Genomic DNA, 21,373 nt, shown 5'->3' with positions numbered 1-21,373 from the left:
TTATACCCGTGGCGCCAGTCGCACAATCGGCGTGGACCACATGTAAAATCAAAGGCTTGCATCGACGACAGACATTCGATGCTAGCCCTTGGCTATCAACCTAGAGATCCGGGTCGATTTCACCGCCGTAAATATCCGACTCTTTATAGAGGTCGTGCATGTGCCGCAACAGCACCATGATCACGGCGGCCACCGGCAACGCCAGCAGCACCCCGGTGAAACCGAACAACTCGCCGCCGGCAAGAATGGCGAAAATCACTGCCACCGGGTGCAGGCCGATTCGATCCCCTACCAGCAGCGGGGTCAGGACCATGCCCTCCAGGGCCTGGCCGACCATGAACACCGCCGCGATACCGAGCAATGGATACGGGTCGCCACCGAACTGGAACAACCCGGCGATCATCGCCGCGCCAATTCCGACGATGAAGCCCATGTACGGCACGATGGCCGCGAGCCCCGCCAGCACCCCGATCAACAGGCCAAGCTCCAGCCCCACCAGCATCAGGCCGGAGGCATAGATAACACCCAGCGCCACCATCACCAGTAACTGGCCGCGGACAAACGCGCCCAGCACTTCATGGCATTCACCCGCCAGCGCCACCGCCTGCGCCTCGCGCTGGCGCGGCAACAGGCCTCGGATCTTGGCCATCATCAGGTCCCAGTCGCGCAACAGATAGAAGCTCACCACCGGAATCAGCACCAGGTTGGCCAGCCAGGCCAGCAGGGCCAACCCCGAGGCCGTGGCATGGGAGAGAATCATGCCGACAATGTCGGAGGTCTGCCCCATATGCCCGCTGATGGCGGCCTTGATCTTGTCGAACTTCCAGAAGCCATCGGCCAGCCCCAGGCGGGCCTGCACGAAGGGCAAGGCCTCGTGCTGCAACCAGTCGAGCATCTGCGGCGCCAGCTCATAGAGGCGTACCAACTGTTTGGCCAGCATCGGCACCAGCACCAGCAGCAAGAGCGTGAGCAACAGGGTAAACAGTGCAAACACCACTACCACGCCCCACGTACGAGACAGCCCTGCCCGCTCCAGGCGATCGACCATCGGGTCAGCCAGGTAGGCCAGCAGAATGCCGACCAGGAACGGCGAAAGGATCGGGTGCAGCCAGTACAACAGCGCAGCACACAGCAACGCTACGCCGAGCCACACCCAGCGACGCATATCAGTCATTAAAGGCTCCAGGCCAGATCAGCAATTACCAACGAAAACGCAACCCGTTGAACGGTTTTGGCGCAACAGCCTGGGTCGCCCCGGGATTAGCCGGGTCGGTGCCAGGTGCAGGTGCAGGTGCAGGTGCAGGTGCAGGCGACTCGGCGGGCAGTTCCTGGAGCTTGGCCAGGCCCAACTGGGCGCGCAACTGATCGCTGTTGCCCGTGACCTTGTAGGTCATGGTGTCGCCCTCGACCAACTTGATCCGCGCACCATAGGGTTCCAGTACCCGCCCCAGCTCGGCGTAGCGCGCAAGGTTCATGCCCTGGACCTGGACCTGCATATCGCTGCTGGCACCCGGGCGGGTGACAAAGCGTGGCGCCAGGCGGCTGCTCACCGCCAGCATCACCGCATCCGCCAGAGCGGCCTGATCGGCGGCTTCAACCTTGCCCTGCTCCAGTTGCTCGCCCAGCCACAGGCGCCAAGTACCCTGCCACTTGCCGTCGGCTTCGGTGGCATGCACCGCCAGTAGCGCATCGGCGCCATAGCGCTCGGAAGCACCGCGCAGCGGCGCAGGGTCCGCGCCCTCGAGGTTCTTGGCGGTCCCGACCAATTGTTCATTCAGATCAGCCAGCGGCAGGCGCAGCGGCAGGCCCCGGTGCTGCGCGGCGCGGCGCAGGGGTGCTGCGCTGCTCTGGCCATCGCCCACCAGGCTCGAGCCTTCGATGCTGTCGTTCAACCACCACGTCAGGATCGACGGCCGGTTGTTGCCCCACAGCGCCAGCCCGGCCTGGCGCAAGGTGCGCTCGGTACTGCCGGGGTCGAAGTCCACCAGCACGGTTTCAGGTGGGCCGGCCTCGAAGCCGAACTGGCTGATGATCTGTTGCGGGTCCTTGCGCAACCCCGCCAGGGCTGGGCTCTGCGCGGCCTTGGGGTCGCCGGTCAGGCGCAACACGAGGGTTTCAAGGGCTTTTCCGGTGGCCTCGGTGCGGGCTTCGGCACCTTGGCCATTGACCGGTTCACGGACCTGATACAGGCCGGAGACAGTCTCGGCCTGGGCGCACAATCCAAACAAGGCAAGACAGCCAACGGCCAGGTATTTACGCAAATGCATGGAGGATTCCTGTCCTGGTAATAAAGAAGCGGTGCTCATGGGCCTGTGCGGGTATGACAGCAGCACCCTGAAAAACATTCGGCCCGGGCCATAATTTCGCCTCATCGCCTTTGCTATACCTTATACAGCCTATGCCCCGGCAACCAGTCGCGGGCCGCCAAAGCGTCTTTTTTAGCTGATCAGGGCCCCTGCCGTCGGCCTGAGGATGGCCGCTACCGGGCAACCCTGATAAAATCGCGCGCCTTCGCAGACCGGCGACGGTCAGGCAGCCGGATTACCCTCCGCCTTGCCTGGCAGGTCACGGTCGATTCCCCCGAATCCCTCCCCCCTAAAGGCCTGGATCATGAGCAAGCAACCCTCCCTGAGCTACAAGGACGCCGGTGTAGACATCGACGCCGGTGAAGCATTGGTCGAACGCATCAAAGGCGTTGCCAAGCGCACGGCGCGCCCGGAAGTCATGGGCGGCCTGGGCGGTTTTGGCGCCCTCTGCGAAATCCCGGCCGGCTACAAACAGCCGGTTCTGGTCTCCGGTACCGACGGCGTCGGCACCAAGCTGCGCCTGGCGCTGAACCTGAACAAGCACGACAGCATCGGCCAGGACCTGGTCGCCATGTGCGTCAACGACCTGGTGGTCTGCGGCGCCGAGCCACTGTTCTTCCTCGACTACTACGCCACCGGCAAGCTGAACGTTGACGTCGCGGCCACCGTGGTCACCGGCATCGGCGCTGGCTGCGAACTGGCAGGCTGCTCGCTGGTAGGCGGTGAGACCGCTGAAATGCCTGGCATGTACGAAGGCGAAGACTACGACCTGGCCGGCTTCTGCGTCGGCGTCGTGGAAAAGGCCGAAATCATCGACGGCTCCAAGGTTGCCACCGGTGACGCCCTGATCGCCCTGCCGTCGTCCGGCCCGCACTCCAACGGCTACTCGCTGATCCGCAAGATCATCGAAGTTTCCGGCGCCGACATCGAGAGCATCCAGCTCGACGGCACGCCACTGACCGAACTGTTGATGGCCCCTACCCGCATCTACGTCAAGCCGCTGCTGCAGCTGATCAAGGAAACCGGCGCGGTCAAGGCCATGGCCCACATCACCGGTGGCGGCCTGCTCGACAACATTCCGCGCGTTCTGCCAAAAGGCTCCCAGGCTGTTGTTGACGTTGCCAGCTGGGTACGTCCGGCGGTATTCGACTGGCTGCAACAACAAGGCAACGTCGACGAGCACGAAATGCACCGCGTACTGAACTGCGGCGTCGGCATGGTCATCTGCGTGGCCCAGGACCAGGTCGAAAATGCCCTGAACGTTCTGCGCACCGCTGGCGAGCAGCCATGGGTCATCGGCCAGATCGGCGTTGCCGCCGAAGGCGCAGCCCAGGTCGAACTGAAGAACGTCAAGGCGCACTGATGCCGAGCAAGCCTTGTGATGTCGTGGTGCTGCTGTCTGGCACCGGCAGTAACCTGCAAGCCTTGATCGACAGCATCCGCACCGGCGACAGCCCGGTGCGGATCCGCGCGGTCATCTCCAACCGTGCCGACGCCTACGGCCTGCAGCGTGCGCAGCAGGCCGGCATCGACACCGCCGTACTCGACCACAAGGCCTTCGAGGGCCGCGAGGCCTTCGACGCGGCACTGGTAGAACTGATCGACGGTTACCAGCCACAGCTGGTGGTGCTGGCCGGTTTCATGCGTATTCTCAGTGCCGGCTTCGTCCGTCACTACCAAGGTCGCCTGCTGAACATCCACCCGTCCCTGCTGCCCAAGTACAAGGGCCTGCATACCCATCAACGCGCCCTCGAGGCAGGTGACAAGGAGCACGGCTGCAGCGTGCACTTCGTGACCGAGGAACTCGACGGCGGGCCGCTGGTCGTACAGGCAGTAATACCGGTAGAGTTGGATGACACGCCAGAAACCCTGGCGCAAAGGGTTCACAGCCAGGAACATCAGATTTACCCGCTGGCCGTGCACTGGTTCGCCGAAGGCCGTTTGCGCCTGGGTGAACACGGTGCTCTACTGGATGACCAGCCCTTGGCGGCCAGCGGCCACTTGATTCGACCCTAGGAGATAATATGCGTCGTGCCCTGCTCTTAGCTCTAGCCGTGCTCGCACTGCCGCTGCAGGCAGCTGATCTGAAGCCCTTCTCGGCCAGCTACACCGCCGACTGGAAACAGCTGCCCATGAGCGGCACCGCCGAGCGCAGCCTGGAAAAGAACGCCAACGGTACCTGGAGCCTCAACTTCAAGGCATCGATGATGATCGCCAGCCTGACCGAGCAAAGTACCCTGCGCCTGGACAAGGACACCTTGCTGCCACAGTCCTACCACTTCGAGCGTGGCGGCCTGGGCAAGGCCAAGAAAGTCGACCTGGACTTTGACTGGACCAGCAAGAAGATCACCGGCTCCGACCGTGGTGACGCGATCAACCTGCCACTCAACCGTGGCGTGCTGGACAAGTCAACCTATCAGCTGGCCCTGCAGCATGACATCGCAGCCGGCAAGAAAAGCGTGAGCTACCAGGTGGTCGACGGCGACGAAATCGACACCTATGACTTCCGCGTCCTGGGCACCGAAAAAGTCACCACCAAGACCGGCCAGGTCGATGCCATCAAGGTCGAGCGCGTACGCGATCCGAGCCAGAGCAAGCGCATCACCGAGCTGTGGTTCGCCAAGGACTGGGACTACCTGCTGGTGCAACTGCGCCAGGTCGAAACCGACGGCAAGGAGTACGTGATCGTGCTGCAGGACGGTACGGTGGACGGCAGGTCGGTCAAAGGCAACTGAGTGACCCGTTGTATCCCGAACCCCGCCCCGTGCGGGGTTTTTTGTGCCTGTGTGGGCGCGGGCTTGTCCCGCGACAGCATGCCCTCAGGCCCATCGCATCACGGCCCAAGCCCGCCCCACACAAGTACATGAAAGATGTTTCATGGGCCAAGCATTTACTTAGCCAGCTATCAAACTCTATAAAAGAGACCTGCGACACGGTGCCGCAGTTAACTGAAAGTGGAGTTTGCAGATGACTGTCAAAGTAACTGAGCGCGATGAAACCAAAATGACCTACGAAAGCCTTGCAGCAGGCCTGCGCATCTGGGATGTGCACCAGCAGAACGAATGGGTCGGCATGTTCCACGATGAACATGAAGCCCACAACTACCGTATCGAACTGGAATTCCTCGAAGCCCGCCAGCAACAGGAATAACCCCCTCCAGAAAACACAAACCCCGCCGAAGCGGGGTTTGTCGTTGTTACCACATCAGATCGTCAGGGATCACGTAGGCGGCGTAGGGATCATCGGCGTCCGGCGCTTCCACCTGGGTGTTGAGCAGGACAATGCGCTTGGGGTCGCGCTCCTGGATCTTCAGTGCCGCTTCGCGCGGAATCACTTCATAGCCACCGCCGTGGGCAACGATGGCCAGCGAACCGCTGCTCAGCTTACTGCGCATCAGGGCGTTGACCGACAGACGCTTGACCTTCTTGTCGTCGACGAAGTTGTAGTAGTCCTCGGTGGTCAGCTTGGGCAGGCGCGACACTTCGATCAACTGCTTGACCTGGGCGGCACGGGCCTTCTGCTCGGCCTTCTCCTGCTGCTGGCGGTTGAGCTCCTGGTCGCGCTTGGCTTTTTCGGCCATGGCATCGCGGGCCAGACGCTGCTGGGTGTCGTCGACTTCGACCTGGCCTTTGTGCTCCAGGCGTTTTTGCTTCTTCTGCTCTTTACTGACCTGCTTGACCTGCTTCTGGTTGACCAGACCGGCTTTGAGCAATTGGTCGCGAAGGGAAAGGCTCATCGTTCACTCACTTATGTGCTTCAGCTCAGCCGCAGCTGGGCAGGTTCTTTTCTTGACGTTTGGCTTCGCCCCAGAGCGCGTCCATGTCTTCGAGGGTGCAATCTTCAATCGGACGGCCCATGTCGCGCAATGCCTGTTCGATGAAACGAAAGCGTCGTTCAAATTTCTGGTTGGCCCCGCGCAGGGCGTTTTCCGGATCGACCTTCAGGTGCCGGGCCAGGTTGACCGTGGCGAACAACAGGTCGCCCAGTTCGTCGGCCAGCGCCACGCTGTCGTCTTCGGCCATGGCCTGGAGCACTTCATCGAGCTCCTCACGCACCTTGTCGAGCACCGGCAATGCATCGGGCCAGTCAAAGCCGACCTGAGCCGCGCGCTTTTGCAACTTGGCCGACCGGGACAGCGCGGGCAAGGCAGCCGGCACATCATCGAGCAGCGAAAGCTGTTCGGGAATGCCCTTCTCCGCCCGCTCCTGGGCCTTGATCTGTTCCCAGCGCTGCTTGACCTGGGCTTCGTCGAGCTTCGGTGTATCCAGCGGCGCATACAGCTCGCCGGTGGGGAACACATGCGGATGACGGCGGATCAGCTTGCGGGTGATGCTGTCGATCACGCCGGCGAACTCGAAGCGGCCTTCTTCCCGAGCCAGTTGGCTGTAGTAGACCACCTGGAACAACAGGTCGCCCAACTCGCCCTGCAGGTGCTCGAAATCGCTGCGCTCGATGGCATCGGCCACCTCGTAGGCTTCTTCGAGGGTGTAGGGGATGATGGTCGCGTAGGTCTGCTTGAGGTCCCACGGACAACCATACTGCGGGTCACGCAGCCGGGCCATGAGGTGGAGCAGGTCGTCTAGGGTGTACATCGTTGTTCTCTGCTGTGGTCGCATCGCGGGGCAAGCCCGCTCCTACTTTAGGAGCGGGCTTGCCCCACGATAACGACTTTAGGGCGTACGGTTACGCCGCGTCTCGATGATGTTCGGCAACTGCGAGATCCGCCCCAGCAAGCGCCCAAGCGCATCAAGGCCCGGAATCTCGATGGTCAGCGACATCAGCGCGGTGTTGTCTTCCTTGTTCGAGCGGGTGTTGACCGCCAGTACGTTGATCCGCTCGTTGAGCAGAACCTGGGAGACATCACGCAGCAAGCCCGGACGGTCGTAGGCACGGATGATGATATCCACCGGATAAGTTTGCACCGGCACCGGGCCCCAGCTGACCTGAATGATCCGTTCCGGTTCGCGCCCTGCCAGCTGCAGCACCGAGGCGCAGTCCTGTCGGTGGATGGTCACGCCACGGCCGACGGTGATGTAGCCGACAATTGCGTCGCCCGGCAACGGCTGGCAGCAACCGGCCATTTGCGTCAGCAGGTTGCCGACACCCTGGATCTGGATATCGCCGCGCTTGCCCGGCTTGTAGCCGGTGGCCTTGCGTGGCACCAACTCGACGTGGTCGCTGCGCTCAGGCTCGACCAGTTGCTGGGCCGCATTGACCAGGTGCGCCAGGCGCAGGTCGCCAGCCCCGAGGGAGGCGAACATGTCTTCGGCAGTGCGCAGGTTGGCCTTGTCGGCAAGCCGGTCGAAATCAACCTGCGGCAGGCCCAGGCGATTGAGTTCACGTTCGAGCAGGGTCTTGCCGGCGGCGACGTTCTGGTCGCGCGCTTGCAACTTGAACCAGTGGACGATCTTGGCCCGCGCACGCGACGTGGTGACATAGCCCAGGTTCGAGTTCAACCAGTCTCGGCTGGGGTTGCCGTGCTTGCTGGTGATGATCTCGACCTGCTCACCGGTCTGCAGGCTGTAGTTGAGCGGCACGATGCGCCCGTTGATCTTCGCGCCCCGGCAGTTGTGACCGATTTCGGTGTGTACCCGGTAGGCGAAGTCCAGCGGCGTGGCGCCCTTGGGCAGGTCGATGGCATGGCCATCCGGGGTGAAGACGTACACCCGGTCCGGCTCGATATCGACTCGCAGCTGTTCGGCCAGCCCCCCGATGTCGCCCAACTCCTCGTGCCACTCCAGCACCTGGCGCAGCCAGGAGATCTTCTCTTCGTAGTGGTTGGAGCTTGGCTTGACGTCGGTGCCTTTGTAGCGCCAGTGCGCACATACACCCAGTTCGGCTTCTTCGTGCATGGCATGGGTGCGGATCTGCACCTCGAGCACCTTGCCCTCAGGGCCGATCACCGCAGTGTGCAAGGAGCGGTAGCCGTTCTCCTTGGGGTTGGCAATGTAGTCGTCGAATTCCTTGGGGATATGCCGCCACAGGGTATGCACGATTCCGAGCGCGGTATAGCAATCGCGCATCTCCGGAACCAGCACGCGCACCGCGCGCACGTCGTAGATCTGGCTGAACTCCAGGCCCTTGCGCTGCATTTTGCGCCAGATCGAATAGATGTGCTTGGCCCGGCCGCTGATGTCGGCCTTGACCCCGGTGGCCAGCAGCTCGTTCTGCAACTGGTTCATCACGTCGCTGATAAAGCGCTCGCGGTCCAGCCGGCGCTCGTGCAACAGCTTGGCGATCTGTTTGTACTGATCGGGTTCCAGGTAGCGGAAGGACAGGTCTTCCAGCTCCCACTTGATATGACCGATGCCCAGGCGGTGCGCCAGCGGGGCGTAGATGTCGAATACTTCGCGGGCGACGCGATGACGCTTCTCATCGTCAGCCCCCTTGACCGCGCGAATGGCGCAGGTCCGCTCGGCCAGCTTGATCAGTGCCACTCGGACATCGTCGACCATCGCCACGAGCATCTTGCGCAGGTTCTCGACCTGCGCCTGGGAACCAAGCACCAACGACTGGCGCGGGCTGAGACTGGCGCTGATCGCGGCCATGCGCAGCACACCGTCGATCAACTTGGACACTACCGGGCCAAAGCGCTGACCGACTTCGGCCAAGGTCACCTTGCCTTCACGTACTGCGCGGTAGATCACTGCCGCGACCAACGAATCCTGGTCGAGCTTGAGGTCGGCAAGAATTTCGGCAATTTCCAGGCCGGCCTGGAAGCTTGAGGTACCGTCGGCCCAGGAATGCTTGGCCGGGTTGCCCTTTTTCTCGACTTCCTGGGCGAACTCGCAAGCCCCCTTTAGGGCCTCACGGTCCAGCGCCAGGTCGACGCTCACCACATGATCCAGCCATGCTTCGAGATTGATACTGCCGTCGGTGTTGACCGGCTGGTGCACTCTCACCTGTACCATCTTTGTTTACCTTTCCCTACAGCGCATACGTGATGCGCTTGATCTCACTGGTGCTGCCCCTGCCGGACCCAAGGTGCAGCGCCGAACGCGCCAGCCTTGCTAGCCCGCTTCGAATAACGCCATGGCTTCGACATGCGCCGTCTGAGGAAACATGTCGAGAATCCCGGCACATTTTAACCGGTACCCCTGCCTGACCAGCTCAAGCGTGTCACGGGCCAAGGTCGCCGGGTTGCACGATACATACACCAGACGTTTCGCCCCAAGGTCTGAGATTTTTCTCACAACCTCGTAGGCACCGTCTCGGGGTGGGTCCAAGAGTACCGCAGAAAAGCCTCCAGCGGCCCAGCCAGAGGCAGACAAAGGCTGCGATAAATCGGCCTGAAAAAATCGGGTGTTATGCAAATTGTTGCTCCGAGCATTGGCCTCTGCTCGCTCCACCATTGCCTGCACACCTTCGACCGCCACGACTTCACGCGCCTGGCGGGCCAGCGGCAGGGCAAAGTTGCCCAGGCCACAGAACAGGTCCAGTACGCGCTCATCCGCTTGCGGCGCCAACCAGGCCAGTGCCTGCTCGATCATTGCCGTATTGACCACAGCGTTGACCTGAACGAAGTCGCCCGGCCGGTAAGCCAGCTCCAGGTCCCACGGTGCCAGGGCGAAACCCAGGGTCTGACCGGCATCGACCGGGGAAGGTTCACCGTCACCCTGCAGCCACAGCTGCACCTCTGCCTCGTTGCAAAATGCCTGCAGGCGGGCCAGGTCGCCCTCGCCCAACGGGCCGGTATGACGCAACAGCAAAGCCACCGCCGTGCCACTGAACAACTCGACATGACCGACCACCTGCGGCTTGCTCAAGCTCTGCAGAAGCATAGGCAGGTGACGCATGATCGATTGCAAGGGTTGTACCAGTACCGGGCAATCATCAATGGCGACGATGTCCTGGCTGGCTTCGGCACGGAAACCGACATCGAGTTTCTTTGCCTTGGCATCCCAGCGCACGGCCACCCGGGCACGACGCCGGTAGCCAAACTCCGGGCCGCTCAGCGGCGTCGCCCACCGTTCGGGCACGACCCCGGCAACCCGCTGCAGCTGTTCTGCCAGCAGTCGCTGCTTGAGGGCCAGTTGATCAACATGGGGCAGGTGCTGAAGATTGCAGCCGCCGCAACGGTCAAAATGCTTGCAGGGCGCTTCGCGGCGATCCGGGCTTGCCGTGAAGACCCGCTCCAGGCGCGCTTCAACGACCTTGCCATGGGCATTGAGCACACGTGCCTCGACCTCTTCCCCGGCCAGCGCACCGCTGACGAACCAAGTGCGTCCTTCGAGAAAGGCAATGCCACGGCCGTCACCGGCCAGGCGCTCGATACGCAGGCGCTGCTTCTTGCCGGTAGGCACTTGGGGAGTGCGGCTGCCGCCGGCCGGCTGAAAGCGCAGGCCGCTGTTGCGTTTACTTTTGGACATCAGTTCGCCGCGTCAAAAATGCCGGTCGACAGGTAACGGTCGCCACGGTCGCAAATGATCGCCACGATGACGGCGTTTTCCAGCTCGTGGGACAGGCGCAACATCGCCGCCACTGCACCACCGGAGGACACGCCGCAGAAAATGCCTTCTTCTCGGGCCAGGCGACGCGTGGTTTCTTCGGCTTCGCTCTGCGCCATGTCGACCACGCGATCAACGCGATCGGCCTGGTAGATCTTGGGCAGGTATTCCTCGGGCCAGCGACGGATACCCGGAATCGCCGAGCCTTCCATTGGCTGCAAGCCTACGATCTGCACGGCCGGGTTCTGCTCCTTGAGGTAGCGCGAGCAGCCCATGATGGTGCCAGTGGTACCCATGGAACTGACGAAATGGGTAATGGTGCCCTGGGTCTGGCGCCAGATCTCGGGGCCGGTGCTCACATAGTGGGCTTCAGGATTGTCGCCATTGCCGAACTGGTCGAGCACCAGGCCACGACCTTCAGCCTGCAGCCGATCAGCCAAGTCGCGAGCACCTTCCATACCTTCTTCCTTGCTGACCAGGATCAGCTCGGCGCCATAGGCGGTCATCGCAGCCTTGCGCTCGGCACTGGAGTTGTCGGGCATGATCAGGATCATCTTGTAACCCTTGATCGCCGCCGCCATGGCCAGGGCGATCCCGGTGTTGCCCGAGGTCGCTTCGATCAGGGTGTCGCCCGGTTTGATCTGCCCGCGCAACTCAGCGTGGGTGATCATCGACAACGCCGGCCGGTCCTTGACCGAACCTGCCGGGTTGTTGCCTTCAAGCTTGAGCAGGAGGGTGTTACTGGTCTGGCCGGCAATGCGTTGCAGGCGGACCAGAGGCGTGTTGCCGACGCAATCGGCGATGGTTGGGTACTGCAAGGTCATGGCGTAGTTCGCAATCCAGACTGCGGGGGCGCCTATCATACCGGCAAACCGGTTTTGCCCATATCACGCAATGTGTTGGTGTTATAGCTCCCAGCTATAAGCTGCGGGAATGGCGATGCGACGGGCAAAAGGATATTCAAGCGCAGCCCCTGCCCGTTGTTCTGTGCCCAGAGCCGCCCCCCCTGGCGCACGACAGCGTTGCGGGCAATGCTCAAGCCCAGGCCAAAACCACCATCTCCAGGACGCGAGCCATCAAGCCGGGTGAACGGCGCAAAGATCCGCTCGAGGTCCGCCTCGGCTACCCCGCCGCCCTGGTCTTCAAGCCATAGCAGCCAGTGATCGCCCTGGCGCCGACCGTCCAGGCGGATCACCCCGTTGGCCGGTGAATGGCGAATGGCATTGCGCAAAATGTTCTCGAACGCCTGGGCCAGGCTGTTGAGATTGCCCTGTACCCAGCAGGACGCATCCAGCGCGCAATGCAATTGCCCGGCGGGCCAGGTACTTTCAAAACACGCATCCTCGGCCAGCATTTCCCACAGGGCCTGGACCTGGATCGGTTCCTTGCTCGGCGGTGCCCGCTCGGTATCGAGCCAGGCCAGTTGCAGGGCGTCCTCGACCAGGCGCTGCATGCAGTCGACCTCGCGGCCCAGACGTTCACGCAGTTGTTCGGCATCAGCCTCCCCTTCGCAGGCCACCCGCAGTCGGCTCAGGGGTGTGCGCAGTTCATGGGAAAGATCGCGCAGCAGTTGTTGCTGAAGCGCCACCGTCCCTTGCAGGCGCTCGGCCATGTCATCGAATGCCCGGCCCAGTTCGCCCAGCTCGTCATTACGGCTGGTGGTGCTGCTGGCCACCCGCGCCGAAAGCTGATCGGCGCGCCAGGCTTTGGCCTGCTCGCGCAACTGGATAAGCGGCATGATCAGCATGCGGTACAAGCCCACGCACAGCAGCAGGGTGAACAGCCCGGGAATGATGCCGTTGGTCATGATCTGCCAGAACAACCGGTACTGCCCGGGAAGCAAGCGCTGCGGCAACTCGATGACCAGCAGCCCCTGCTCCGGGTGCTCCACAAAAGGCAGGCGCATCCAGGGCAAGCCGGTCACCCGTCGACTCACGGGCCAATCGATACCGCGCAGAAAGGTCATTTTGCGGCTTTGATCAGGCGTCAAGGGCGTACTGCTCAACGATTGCAGGTCAGGCCCGACCACTGCCATCCAGATCGACTCCCTGGCGGCCATGGTCGCCAGCCAATCATCGACCCCTTGTCGCCCACCCCGCTTCCAGGCCTGCTCGGCCTCGGCGGCATAGGTGGCAAGCGTGCCCCGGGCTTCATCGGAGAGAAAGGCGTTCTGGGTCTCCATGTGTCGGCCCCAGGTCCAGCTCAGGCCGATCATCAACAGGCAGAAACCGACCAGCAAAATCGCCAGTTTCCAAAACAGCGAATGACGATTGGGCACCTTAGCTGACCTCACTGGCGCTGAGCACGTAGCCCTTGCCCCAGACGGTACGCACCTCACGTTCCTGGTAGCCGATGGCCTTGAGTTTGCGGCGGATCTGACTGACATGCATATCCAGGCTGCGGTCATGACGGGCATATCCGCGCTGCAGGACCTGCTGATAAAGGAAGGGTTTGCTCAATACTTCTTCATGACTGCGGTGCAGGATGTCGAGCAACCGGAACTCGCTCAAGGTCAGCCCGGCCCACTGCCCGGCGCAACACACGTCACAGGCATGCTCGTCGAACTGCAGCTCGCCGCTGCCTGAGCTGATGGGTTGTTGATGTCGGCGCTCGAGCGCCACGCGCCGCAGGATCGCTTCAATCCGCACCTTGAGCTCCGCCATGCTGAAGGGCTTGGGCAAATAGTCGTCAGCACCACGCTGGAATCCGGTGATGCGGTCTGCTTCGGCACCCAGGGCAGACATCAGGATCACCGGTATCGAGGTGCTTTCGCGCAGTTTTGCCAGCACATCCAGGCCATTCAGGCCGGGCAGCAGGATGTCCATCAGCACCACGTCAAAACGCGACTCGCGGGCAACATCCAGGCCCTCGCGACCGTTCTTGCACCAGGTGACCGAGAAGCCGCCACGCTGCAGCTCTTCGTGCAAATAAGCCCCCAGGACCGGATCGTCCTCGATGGCAAGAATGTTGGAAGCATTAATAGCGGGATTCATTGGCGGGTGCTAGCAATTCTCAATCACGCGATTATTGGGTAATTGCTCCCGCCAGGCAACCTGTAACTGCTCGTGTATACGCCACCTGGGCACCCAACTACGTCAAAAGTAGATACAAATGAGTGCATTGCACTGAAAGGCGCGGTACTTTTCCGACTTGGTCTGTCAGCTACGCCTGACGGGGCCCTACAGCAACTGCCGGGCACAGGAGAGTCGCGTGCTGAATCGTTTGGGAATCCGAAGCCGCGTGCTGCTGCTTGCCTTGTTACCCGCCAGCCTGATGGCGTTGGTACTGGGCAGCTATTTCACCTGGCTGCAGCAAAGCGAGCTGCAAACCCAACTGCTGCAACGCGGCAAGATGATCGCCGAACACCTGGCGCCGCTGGTAGCCCCGGCGCTGGCTCGCCACGCCCCTGCGCAACTGGAACACATTGCCGCCCAGGCCCTGGAGCAGACTGACGTACGTGCCGTGGCCTTTCTCGACCCGGACCGCAACCCCCTCGCCCACGCCGGCCCCACCATGCTCAACCAGGCACCGGCCGGAGGCGGCACGCAATTGCTGCAGCGCAGCGGTAATGACGCGACCCGTTACCTGTTGCCGGTGTTCGGTTACCACCGCGACCTGGCTGGCGAACATGTTCCAAACGAGGCCGACAAACTGCTGGGCTGGGTGGAAATCGAACTGTCCCACGATGGCACGCTGCTGCGCGGCTACCGCAGCCTGTTCACCACCCTCCTGCTGATCTTTTTCGGGTTGGTCGCCACCACACTGCTGGCCATGCGCATGTGCCGCACGATCAACGGCCCGATTGGCCAGATCAAACATGCCGTGACCCAACTCAAGGAGGGCAACCTGGAAGAACGCTTGCCACCCATGGGCAGCTACGAACTCGACGAGCTGGCTGCGGGTATCAACCGCATGGCCGAAACCCTGCACAATGCCCATGAAGAGCTGCAACACAGCATCGACCAGGCCACCGAGGACGTACGCCAGAACCTGGAAACCATCGAGATCCAGAACATCGAGCTGGACATGGCGCGCAAGGAGGCCCTTGAGGCCAGCCGGATCAAGTCCGAGTTCCTCGCCAACATGAGCCACGAGATCCGTACACCGCTCAATGGCATCCTCGGCTTTACCCACCTGCTGCAAAAAAGCGACCTGACCCCACGCCAGCTCGACTACCTTGGCACCATCGAAAAGTCCGCCGGCAGCCTGCTGGGGATCATCAACGAGATCCTCGACTTCTCCAAGATCGAGGCCGGCAAGCTGGTGCTCGACAGCATTCCGTTCAACCTGCGCGACCTGATCCAGGACACCTTGACCATCCTGGCCCCCGCCGCCCACGCCAAGCAACTGGAGCTGGTCAGCCTGGTGTACCGCGATACGCCGCTGTCGCTGGTCGGCGACCCGCTGCGGCTGAAGCAGATCCTGACCAACCTGATCAGCAATGCCATCAAGTTCACCCGCGAAGGCACCATCGTTGCCCGGGCCATGCTTGAAGAAGAACAGGATGACAGCGTGCAATTGCGCATCAGCGTCCAGGACACCGGCATCGGCCTGTCCAGCCAGGATGTACGGGCGCTGTTCCAGGCCTTCAGCCAGGCGGACAATTCGCTGTCGCGCCAGCCTGGCGGCACAGGCCTGGGGCTGGTGATTTCCAAGCGCCTGATCGAGCAGATGGGCGGGGAAATCGGGGTCGACAGCACCCCGGGGGAAGGTTCGCAGTTCTGGATCAGCCTGCGCCTGCCCAAGGCCCGCGACGACGCCGAAGACATGCCGCTGCAACCGCTGCTCGAACGCCGGGTGGCCATAGTCGATGCGCACGAACTGGCCCGCCAGGCGCTGGCGCATCAACTGGAGGACTGCGGCTTGAACGTCAGCACCTTCATTTCCATCGACCCGCTGCTGCACGCCGTGGCCAATGCGCGCATGGCCGGACAACCCTTCACCCTGGCCGTCCTGGGGGTGAACCTGGACAGCGTGTCGCCAGAGCGACTCGGCCAGTACATCGCTCAGCTGGAGCGCCTGGATTGCCAGGCACTGGTGCTCTGCCCGACCACCGAACAGGCGCTCTACCACCCTTACTTGCCCAACGCCCACAGCCAGTTGCAGGCCAAGCCAGCTTGTACGCGCAAGGTGCGTCGGGCCCTGGTGGAACTGGTCCAGCCGCGGCGCAGCCACGAGATCAAAGTCAGCACCAATCAACCCTTGCCCAAAGTACTGTGCGTGGACGACAACCCCGCCAACCTGCTGCTGGTGCAAACACTGCTCGAAGACCTGGGTGCCGAGGTGCTGGCGGTCGACAGCGGCTACGCCGCAGTACAAGCGGTGCAGGACGAACGCTTCGACCTGGTGCTGATGGATGTACAGATGCCTGGCATGGACGGTCGCGAATGCACCGAACAGATCCGCCAGTGGGAAACCAGCCAGAGCGGGCCACCCTTGCCCATCGTCGCCCTCACCGCCCACGCGATGGCCAATGAAAAGCGAGCGTTGTTGCACAGTGGCATGGACGACTACCTGACCTAGCCGATCAGTGAGCGCCAACTGGCCCAGGTGGTGCTCAAATGGACGGGGCAAACCCTGGGGGCGATGCACCATGAGCGCCTGCAGGAACGCATCCCCGACAGCAGCGAACTGAAGGTTCTGGATCCGGAAGAAGGCTTGCGCCTGGCTGCTGGCAAGCCGGACCTGGCCGCCGACATGCTGGCCATGCTGCTGGCGTCGCTGGAGGCTGACCGCGAGGCGATTCGCGCAGCACGTGAGGCCGCAGACCGCAACGGTATGATCGAGCGCGTTCATCGGCTCAATGGCGCCTCGCGCTACTGCGGGGTGCCACAACTGCGAGCCGCCTGCCAGCGCAGCGAAACCTTGCTCAAGCAAGACGACCCGGAAGCGCTGCGCGCCCTGGATGAACTGGACCGGGCCATTACCCGCCTCACCGCCCAGGCACGTCTGAGCGCTTGATCCCTGGCTGATCTGAGGCAAGGCGATGGTCTTGCCCGGTGGTTAGACTCTCCGCCAACCGACTCAGGATGACCCCATGCGCGTATTGTTTTTCAGCAGCCAGTCCTATGACCAGGACAGCTTCACCCAGGCCCCGGCAGCGGATGGTCTTGAACTGCACTTTCAACCGGCACGCCTGACCGAAGACACCGCAGCCTTGGCCAACGGCCACGAAGTGGTCTGCGCCTTTATCAATGACGATCTCGGCGCCCCGGTGCTGGAGCGCCTGGTTGCCGGCGGTACCCGCCTGATCGCCCTGCGCTCGGCCGGTTTCAACCATGTCGACCTGACAGCGGCCAAGCACCTTGGCCTTGCTGTGGTGCGGGTGCCAGCCTACTCCCCGCATGCAGTAGCCGAACACGCGGTGGCGCTGATCCTGGCCCTCAATCGACGCTTGCACCGGGCCTACAATCGCACCCGCGAAGGCAACTTCAGCCTGCACGGCCTGACCGGTTTCGACTTGCACGGCAAAACCGTCGGCGTGGTCGGCACCGGTCAGATCGGCGCTGCCTTTGCCCGCATCATGGCCGGATTCGGCTGTCAGTTGCTGGCCTACGACCCCTTCCCCAACCCCGAGTTGCTGGCCCTGGGAGCACGTTACCTGGAGTTGCCGGAACTGCTGCGCCAGGCACAGATCATCAGCCTGCACTGCCCGCTGACCGAGCAGACCCGCCACCTGATCAACCCGCAAAGCCTGGCCGACCTGCAACCGGGCGCCATGCTGATCAACACCGGTCGCGGCGCACTGATCGACACCCCGGCATTGATCGAGGCCTTGAAAGACGGTCAATTGGGCTACCTGGGCCTGGATGTCTACGAAGAAGAAGCCCAGCTGTTTTTCGAGGACCGCTCCGACCAGCCGCTGCAAGACGACGTGCTCGCGCGCCTGTTGACCTTCCCCAACGTGATCGTCACCGCCCACCAGGCGTTTCTTACCCGCGAGGCGCTGGCAGCGATCGCCGCAACGACGCTGGAGAACATTACCCGCTGGGCGGCAGGCAATGCGCAAAACTTGGTCGAGGGTTGATGCTAGGATACGCGGCAGATTTGGAGGACCCATGGTCGAACACGATTTCCGCTACACCCTGTTTAATCCGCAACACACCCTGATCGAATGCCGCGCCCTGGTGCCGGGTCGCTATCAAGTGACCGGCAACGGCGGCTCGATCAAGAAGAGCGACGTCCTGCTGGTGACCCTCAAGGGCAGCAAGGATCTGTCCATGCGCCTGACCGTCGAAACCGTCCGCCACCTGATCAACCCGACCGGTCAATGGGTCGCGGTGGCCAGCGGGCCGGTGTTCGGCGAACTGGCGATCCACCAGTGGCAAGTCAACTGCGACAACTGCCAGGCCAGCCTGGACTTCGAGTTTGCCGTGGACGCCAAGCTCGGTAAAAAAGCCCAGCAACCAGCCGCCAGCGCGCGTATCGCCGAGCTGGGCTGGATCAGCCGTGGCGACAAGCACCTGTGCCCGACATGCAAGGAGTCTGCCCAGTGAAAACCCTGCTGCTCTGCGCCATGGTCGGCACGGCCCTGCTGGGCTGCGCCGCTGAGCCGATGAAGCTGGAACAGGAACGCAGCTACTTGCTGGAGTGGATTGGCGAACGTCCGCTGATGGACTACAGCCACCTGACCCTGACGCTTGCAGCGGATGGGCGTGCCTACGGCAATGGCGGCTGCAATCACTGGTTCGCGCCTTACCAGCTTGACGGTGACAAGCTCACCTTCGGCAAGGTTGGCAGCACCCGCAAACTCTGTGCGCCGGCACTGATGGAGCAGGAAAAGCGCTTCTTGCAGGCGCTGGAGACCGTGCAGCGCTGGGACATCTCGCCGATCGAACAGGTGCGGTTCTGGCCTGCCGAGGGCAAGCCGTTGCGGTTTTGGCCTGAAGAAGGCTGAAGCCTTCGCGGGGCAAGCCCGCTCCCACCGGAAACCGCAGTGGGAACCGGCTTGCCCCGCGAAAAAAGCCGCCCATCAAGCCCCTTTGAGCGCCTTGATCTTCTCGGTCAGCCCTTCAAGCGTCTGCTCGCCCATCAACTGCTCACGCACCTTGCCCTTGTCGTCGATGATGTAGGTCACCGGCAACGCTTCGCTACGTGGCAGTTCATAACGCTCGGCCGGGTCCTCGGCCAGCACGGTGAAGCCGATGCCCAGGGCCTCAGTGGCCTTTTTCAGTTCCTCTCCCTGCAAGCCGTCGAAGTTCACCCCGAGCACCGTCACGCCCTGGGCCCGCCACTGCTTGGCAGCGGCGTTGAGTTCCGGGATTTCGGTACGGCAGGGGCCACACCATTCAGCCCAGTAATTGAGCACCAGCCAGTGCCCGTCGATCTGCTCGGCTTTTACAGTCTGTCCGTTCTGGTCCAGGCCATAATCTGCACCGCATCCACCGAGCAACAGGCTCGCGGTGATGGCCAGTGCTGCTGCCAAACGCCTTGTCATGGGTCAATCCTTCTCGAAGATTCAAGCAAAATGCGAAGTCGCTGCGGTTAGAATAGCCGCCACACCCTGCTGGATGCGACCCGAACATGACCGACCTGACCCTCTATCACAATCCGCGCTGCTCCAAATCCCGTGGCGCGCTGGAGTTGCTCGAAGCCCGCGGCCTGGCCCCGACCGTGGTCCGCTACCTGGAAACGCCACCAAGCGCCGCCGAACTCAAGGCCCTGCTCGGCAAGCTGGGCATCGGTGCGCGCCAGCTGCTGCGCAGCGGCGAAGATGAGTACAAGGAACTGAACCTGGCCGATACCAGCCTGAGCGAAGCGCAGTTGATCGACGCCATGGCCACGTACCCCAAACTGATCGAGCGCCCGATCCTGATCGCCGGCGACAAAGCCGTGATCGGCAGGCCACCAGAGAAGGTGCTGGAGATCCTGCCGTGAGTGCGCCCTACATCCTGATCCTGTTCTACAGCCGCCACGGCTCTACCAGCGAAATGGCCCGGCAGATTGCCCGTGGCGTCGAGATGGCCGGCCTGGAAGCACGCATCCGCACGGTTCCGGCGATCTCCGCCGAGTGTGAAGCGGTCGCCCCCGACATCCCGGACACCGGCGCGCTCTACGCCTCCCTGGACGACCTGCGCCACTGCTCGGGCCTGGCCCTGGGCAGCCCGACACGCTTTGGCAACATGGCTGCTCCGCTGAAGTACTTCATCGACGGTACCAGCAGCCTGTGGCTCAGTGGCGGCCTGGTCGGCAAGCCGGCGGCTGTGTTCACCTCCACCGCCAGCCTGCACGGCGGCCAGGAATCGACCCTGCTGTCGATGCTGCTGCCGCTGATGCACCACGGCATGCTGATCATGGGCCTGCCCTACAGCGAGTCGGCGCTGCTCGAAACCCGCGGCGGCGGCACCCCGTATGGCGCCAGCCACCACGCCGGGGCCGATGGCAAACGTGACCTGGACGCCGATGAAATCGCCTTGTGCCGTGCCCTTGGCCAACGCCTGGCCACCACCGCCAAACTGCTGGAGAACGGCCGTGGCTAAAAAGCCCAAGGTTCTGCCCTCGATCGAGTGGCTGGCACCGCGCCTGCGCCTGAGTCGGGCGCTGAGCCTGGCCAGCTTTTTCGGCCTGATCGCCCTGCTGACCCTCAACAACCTGCTGTTTGCCGACCTGCATGGTGCGCGCACCGGTGTGATCCTTGCGGTCGAGTTGGTGCCACTGGCGCTGCTGCTGCCAGGGATTTTGCTGGGCAACGCGCGCGCACACGCCTGGACCTGCTTCGTGGTCAACCTGTACTTCATCAAGGGCGTACTGGCCGCATTCGACCCGGCACGAGCAGTATTCGGCTGGCTGGAAGTGGCGATCAGCCTGGCGCTGTTTGTCAGTGCCCTGCTGTATGTGCGCTGGCGGTTCCAGTATGACCGACGGTTGGCGGGGGAAGGTTGAGCTTCGCGGCGCAAGCCCGCTCCTACAGGTCTTGTGGGAGCGGGCTTGCCCCGCGATGGCGTATCAATGATTGACCGTATGCGCCAGCATCACCGACAACTGACACAACGGCCGCCCACTTTCGGCATGCCACTGGTTGAATGCTGCCTGCACCTGGGCCAGGTCACGCTGGCTGGTCGGCGGTTTGTCGATGATGTCCTGGGCAATCAGCGCCGCAGCCATGTCATTGGTGGGGATGAAGGTGTCCTTGCCAACCATGCGCAAGAAGCGTGGCGCTGACAGCCCGCCCATCTGGTTGCCATGCTTGGCCAGGTACTTCCACAGCCCGACGATATCGTTCACCGGCCAGTCGGCGATGAACGCGCCGAAACTGCCGTGCGCCTTCTCGACGTCCAGGATCATCTGCGCATTGCGCGGCACGCTCTTGAGCTTGCCCAGGTGGCGGATGATCCGCGTGTCCTGCATCAGCCGCTCCAGATGTTCGGCGCCCATCAGTACCACTTTGTGCGGATCGAACCCAAAGAACACCTGTTCGAAGGCCGGCCACTTGGCGTCCACCAGGCTGTGCTTGAGCCCGGCGCGAAACACCCGCAAGGCCAGGGTGGAGAGGTAGCGGTCGGCACTGATGGCGCGCAACTGCTCCGGCGTTTTCGCCTGGGGCAGGTGCGCTTCGAGCGCGGCAGCCGAACCGAAGCGGTTCAGGCAGTACTCATGCAGCCATTGGTAATCACGCATGCC

The 21,373-nt window shown here is 62.7% G+C and carries 21 protein-coding genes and 1 pseudogene; 11 read left to right on the top strand and 11 right to left on the bottom strand.

Features of this window, described 5'->3' with window-relative positions:
* Window positions 1-100: 100 nt before the first annotated feature.
* Window positions 101-1,174 (bottom strand): AI-2E family transporter, encoded by a 1,074-nt coding sequence (locus tag H621_RS0111715; RefSeq protein WP_028943583.1) that lies wholly within the window; start codon window positions 1,172-1,174, stop codon window positions 101-103.
* A gap of 25 nt (window positions 1,175-1,199) precedes the next feature.
* Window positions 1,200-2,267, bottom strand: coding sequence for a DUF2066 domain-containing protein (locus H621_RS0111710; protein ID WP_028943582.1), 1,068 nt, complete (start codon window positions 2,265-2,267; stop codon window positions 1,200-1,202).
* Window positions 2,268-2,610: 343 nt separating this feature from the next.
* Here H621_RS0111710 and purM point away from each other — a divergent pair, with 343 nt between their 5' ends.
* The 4 genes from purM (at window position 2,611) to H621_RS0111690 (ending at window position 5,456) form a co-directional block, all read left to right on the top strand.
* Window positions 2,611-3,669, top strand: coding sequence for a phosphoribosylformylglycinamidine cyclo-ligase (gene purM / locus H621_RS0111705; RefSeq protein ID WP_028943581.1), 1,059 nt, complete (start codon window positions 2,611-2,613; stop codon window positions 3,667-3,669).
* Window positions 3,669-4,322: a phosphoribosylglycinamide formyltransferase gene (gene purN / locus H621_RS0111700; RefSeq protein ID WP_028943580.1), complete on the top strand. Its 654-nt coding sequence runs from the start codon at window positions 3,669-3,671 to the stop codon at window positions 4,320-4,322. Before purM ends, purN begins: the two co-directional genes overlap by 1 nt.
* Before the next feature lie 8 nt (window positions 4,323-4,330).
* On the top strand, window positions 4,331-5,041 hold the full coding sequence (locus tag H621_RS0111695; RefSeq protein WP_028943579.1) for a DUF3108 domain-containing protein: 711 nt from the start codon (window positions 4,331-4,333) through the stop codon (window positions 5,039-5,041).
* Between the two features lie 232 nt (window positions 5,042-5,273).
* A complete protein-coding gene (locus H621_RS0111690; RefSeq protein WP_028943578.1) occupies window positions 5,274-5,456 on the top strand; it encodes a hypothetical protein in 183 nt (60 codons plus the stop codon).
* Window positions 5,457-5,502: 46 nt separating this feature from the next.
* Here the strand turns inward: H621_RS0111690 and H621_RS0111685 are convergent, their stop codons facing one another.
* The 7 genes from H621_RS0111685 to H621_RS0111655 form a co-directional block, all read right to left on the bottom strand.
* Entirely contained in the window at window positions 5,503-6,042 is a 540-nt protein-coding gene (locus tag H621_RS0111685) for a DUF2058 domain-containing protein (protein WP_028943577.1), read from the bottom strand.
* 25 nt (window positions 6,043-6,067) lie between these two features.
* The gene (mazG, locus tag H621_RS0111680; protein WP_028943576.1) at window positions 6,068-6,898 is read right to left on the bottom strand and encodes a nucleoside triphosphate pyrophosphohydrolase; all 831 of its coding nucleotides are present in this window, start codon (window positions 6,896-6,898) and stop codon (window positions 6,068-6,070) included.
* Between the two features lie 78 nt (window positions 6,899-6,976).
* Window positions 6,977-9,217, bottom strand: coding sequence for a GTP diphosphokinase (relA, locus tag H621_RS0111675; protein WP_028943575.1), 2,241 nt, complete (start codon window positions 9,215-9,217; stop codon window positions 6,977-6,979).
* Between the two features lie 99 nt (window positions 9,218-9,316).
* Complete coding sequence (rlmD, locus tag H621_RS0111670; protein ID WP_028943574.1) at window positions 9,317-10,675, bottom strand: 23S rRNA (uracil(1939)-C(5))-methyltransferase RlmD; 1,359 nt, start codon at window positions 10,673-10,675, stop codon at window positions 9,317-9,319.
* Window positions 10,675-11,577 carry a cysteine synthase CysM gene (gene cysM, locus H621_RS0111665; protein ID WP_028943573.1) on the bottom strand — a complete coding sequence of 301 codons (903 nt, stop codon included), beginning with the start codon at window positions 11,575-11,577 and terminating at the stop codon, window positions 10,675-10,677. The genes rlmD and cysM overlap by 1 nt, the downstream gene beginning before the upstream one ends.
* Window positions 11,578-11,612: 35 nt before the next feature.
* Entirely contained in the window at window positions 11,613-13,031 is a 1,419-nt protein-coding gene (locus H621_RS27060) for a histidine kinase sensor domain-containing protein (protein ID WP_245219058.1), read from the bottom strand.
* Window position 13,032: 1 nt separating this feature from the next.
* A complete protein-coding gene (locus tag H621_RS0111655; protein WP_028943572.1) occupies window positions 13,033-13,746 on the bottom strand; it encodes a response regulator transcription factor in 714 nt (237 codons plus the stop codon).
* 217 nt (window positions 13,747-13,963) lie between these two features.
* On the opposite strand from H621_RS0111655, the pseudogene H621_RS27055 reads away from it, so the two are divergent.
* From H621_RS27055 to H621_RS0111635, 4 genes and pseudogenes are all read left to right on the top strand, one after another.
* Window positions 13,964-16,714, top strand: a pseudogene (locus H621_RS27055) (response regulator).
* A 76-nt stretch (window positions 16,715-16,790) separates the two neighbouring features.
* The gene (locus H621_RS0111645) at window positions 16,791-17,780 is read left to right on the top strand and encodes a 2-hydroxyacid dehydrogenase (RefSeq protein ID WP_028943571.1); all 990 of its coding nucleotides are present in this window, start codon (window positions 16,791-16,793) and stop codon (window positions 17,778-17,780) included.
* A 31-nt stretch (window positions 17,781-17,811) separates the two neighbouring features.
* The gene (locus tag H621_RS0111640; protein WP_028943570.1) at window positions 17,812-18,249 is read left to right on the top strand and encodes a hypothetical protein; all 438 of its coding nucleotides are present in this window, start codon (window positions 17,812-17,814) and stop codon (window positions 18,247-18,249) included.
* Entirely contained in the window at window positions 18,228-18,650 is a 423-nt protein-coding gene (locus H621_RS0111635) for an META domain-containing protein (protein ID WP_167332106.1), read from the top strand. Before H621_RS0111640 ends, H621_RS0111635 begins: the two co-directional genes overlap by 22 nt.
* A 75-nt stretch (window positions 18,651-18,725) precedes the next feature.
* On the opposite strand, the gene H621_RS0111630 is transcribed toward H621_RS0111635, so the two are convergent.
* Window positions 18,726-19,190 (bottom strand): TlpA disulfide reductase family protein, encoded by a 465-nt coding sequence (locus tag H621_RS0111630; protein WP_028943568.1) that lies wholly within the window; start codon window positions 19,188-19,190, stop codon window positions 18,726-18,728.
* Window positions 19,191-19,276: 86 nt separating this feature from the next.
* Between H621_RS0111630 and arsC the strand changes: the two genes are divergently transcribed.
* From arsC to H621_RS0111615, 3 genes are read left to right on the top strand one after another with little or no spacing between them, the layout of a single operon-like run.
* Complete coding sequence (gene arsC, locus H621_RS0111625; RefSeq protein WP_028943567.1) at window positions 19,277-19,630, top strand: arsenate reductase (glutaredoxin); 354 nt, start codon at window positions 19,277-19,279, stop codon at window positions 19,628-19,630.
* Window positions 19,627-20,232 (top strand): NAD(P)H:quinone oxidoreductase, encoded by a 606-nt coding sequence (gene wrbA, locus H621_RS0111620; RefSeq protein ID WP_028943566.1) that lies wholly within the window; start codon window positions 19,627-19,629, stop codon window positions 20,230-20,232. The genes arsC and wrbA overlap by 4 nt, the downstream gene beginning before the upstream one ends.
* Window positions 20,225-20,635 carry a DUF2069 domain-containing protein gene (locus H621_RS0111615; RefSeq protein ID WP_028943565.1) on the top strand — a complete coding sequence of 137 codons (411 nt, stop codon included), beginning with the start codon at window positions 20,225-20,227 and terminating at the stop codon, window positions 20,633-20,635. The genes wrbA and H621_RS0111615 overlap by 8 nt, the downstream gene beginning before the upstream one ends.
* Window positions 20,636-20,698: 63 nt before the next feature.
* On the opposite strand, the gene H621_RS0111610 is transcribed toward H621_RS0111615, so the two are convergent.
* Window positions 20,699-21,370, bottom strand: coding sequence for a DNA-3-methyladenine glycosylase I (locus tag H621_RS0111610; protein ID WP_028943564.1), 672 nt, complete (start codon window positions 21,368-21,370; stop codon window positions 20,699-20,701).
* Window positions 21,371-21,373 lie beyond the last annotated feature (3 nt).

This window comes from Pseudomonas vranovensis DSM 16006, from assembly GCF_000425805.1.
Taxonomy (GTDB): domain Bacteria; phylum Pseudomonadota; class Gammaproteobacteria; order Pseudomonadales; family Pseudomonadaceae; genus Aquipseudomonas; species Aquipseudomonas vranovensis.
The sequence above is the reverse complement of the archived record's forward strand: the minus strand, read 5'-3'. Positions and strand labels throughout refer to the sequence as shown.

Excerpts from the sequence above, each read along its gene's own strand:
- purN (WP_028943580.1), top strand. The coding sequence starts at position 3,669 with ATGCCGAGCAAGCCTTGTGATGTCGTGGTGCTGCTGTCTGGCACCGGC.
- H621_RS0111715 (WP_028943583.1), bottom strand. The coding sequence starts at position 1,174 with ATGACTGATATGCGTCGCTGGGTGTGGCTCGGCGTAGCGTTGCTGTGT.
- purM (WP_028943581.1), top strand. The coding sequence starts at position 2,611 with ATGAGCAAGCAACCCTCCCTGAGCTACAAGGACGCCGGTGTAGACATC.
- H621_RS0111695 (WP_028943579.1), top strand. The coding sequence starts at position 4,331 with ATGCGTCGTGCCCTGCTCTTAGCTCTAGCCGTGCTCGCACTGCCGCTG.
- H621_RS0111645 (WP_028943571.1), top strand. The coding sequence starts at position 16,791 with ATGCGCGTATTGTTTTTCAGCAGCCAGTCCTATGACCAGGACAGCTTC.
- H621_RS0111610 (WP_028943564.1), bottom strand. The coding sequence starts at position 21,370 with ATGCGTGATTACCAATGGCTGCATGAGTACTGCCTGAACCGCTTCGGT.
- arsC (WP_028943567.1), top strand. The coding sequence starts at position 19,277 with ATGACCGACCTGACCCTCTATCACAATCCGCGCTGCTCCAAATCCCGT.
- H621_RS0111640 (WP_028943570.1), top strand. The coding sequence starts at position 17,812 with ATGGTCGAACACGATTTCCGCTACACCCTGTTTAATCCGCAACACACC.
- rlmD (WP_028943574.1), bottom strand. The coding sequence starts at position 10,675 with ATGTCCAAAAGTAAACGCAACAGCGGCCTGCGCTTTCAGCCGGCCGGC.
- H621_RS0111630 (WP_028943568.1), bottom strand. The coding sequence starts at position 19,190 with ATGACAAGGCGTTTGGCAGCAGCACTGGCCATCACCGCGAGCCTGTTG.
- H621_RS0111655 (WP_028943572.1), bottom strand. The coding sequence starts at position 13,746 with ATGAATCCCGCTATTAATGCTTCCAACATTCTTGCCATCGAGGACGAT.
- H621_RS0111690 (WP_028943578.1), top strand. The coding sequence starts at position 5,274 with ATGACTGTCAAAGTAACTGAGCGCGATGAAACCAAAATGACCTACGAA.
- H621_RS0111635 (WP_167332106.1), top strand. The coding sequence starts at position 18,228 with ATGCAAGGAGTCTGCCCAGTGAAAACCCTGCTGCTCTGCGCCATGGTC.
- H621_RS0111710 (WP_028943582.1), bottom strand. The coding sequence starts at position 2,267 with ATGCATTTGCGTAAATACCTGGCCGTTGGCTGTCTTGCCTTGTTTGGA.
- H621_RS0111685 (WP_028943577.1), bottom strand. The coding sequence starts at position 6,042 with ATGAGCCTTTCCCTTCGCGACCAATTGCTCAAAGCCGGTCTGGTCAAC.
- mazG (WP_028943576.1), bottom strand. The coding sequence starts at position 6,898 with ATGTACACCCTAGACGACCTGCTCCACCTCATGGCCCGGCTGCGTGAC.
- relA (WP_028943575.1), bottom strand. The coding sequence starts at position 9,217 with ATGGTACAGGTGAGAGTGCACCAGCCGGTCAACACCGACGGCAGTATC.
- cysM (WP_028943573.1), bottom strand. The coding sequence starts at position 11,577 with ATGACCTTGCAGTACCCAACCATCGCCGATTGCGTCGGCAACACGCCT.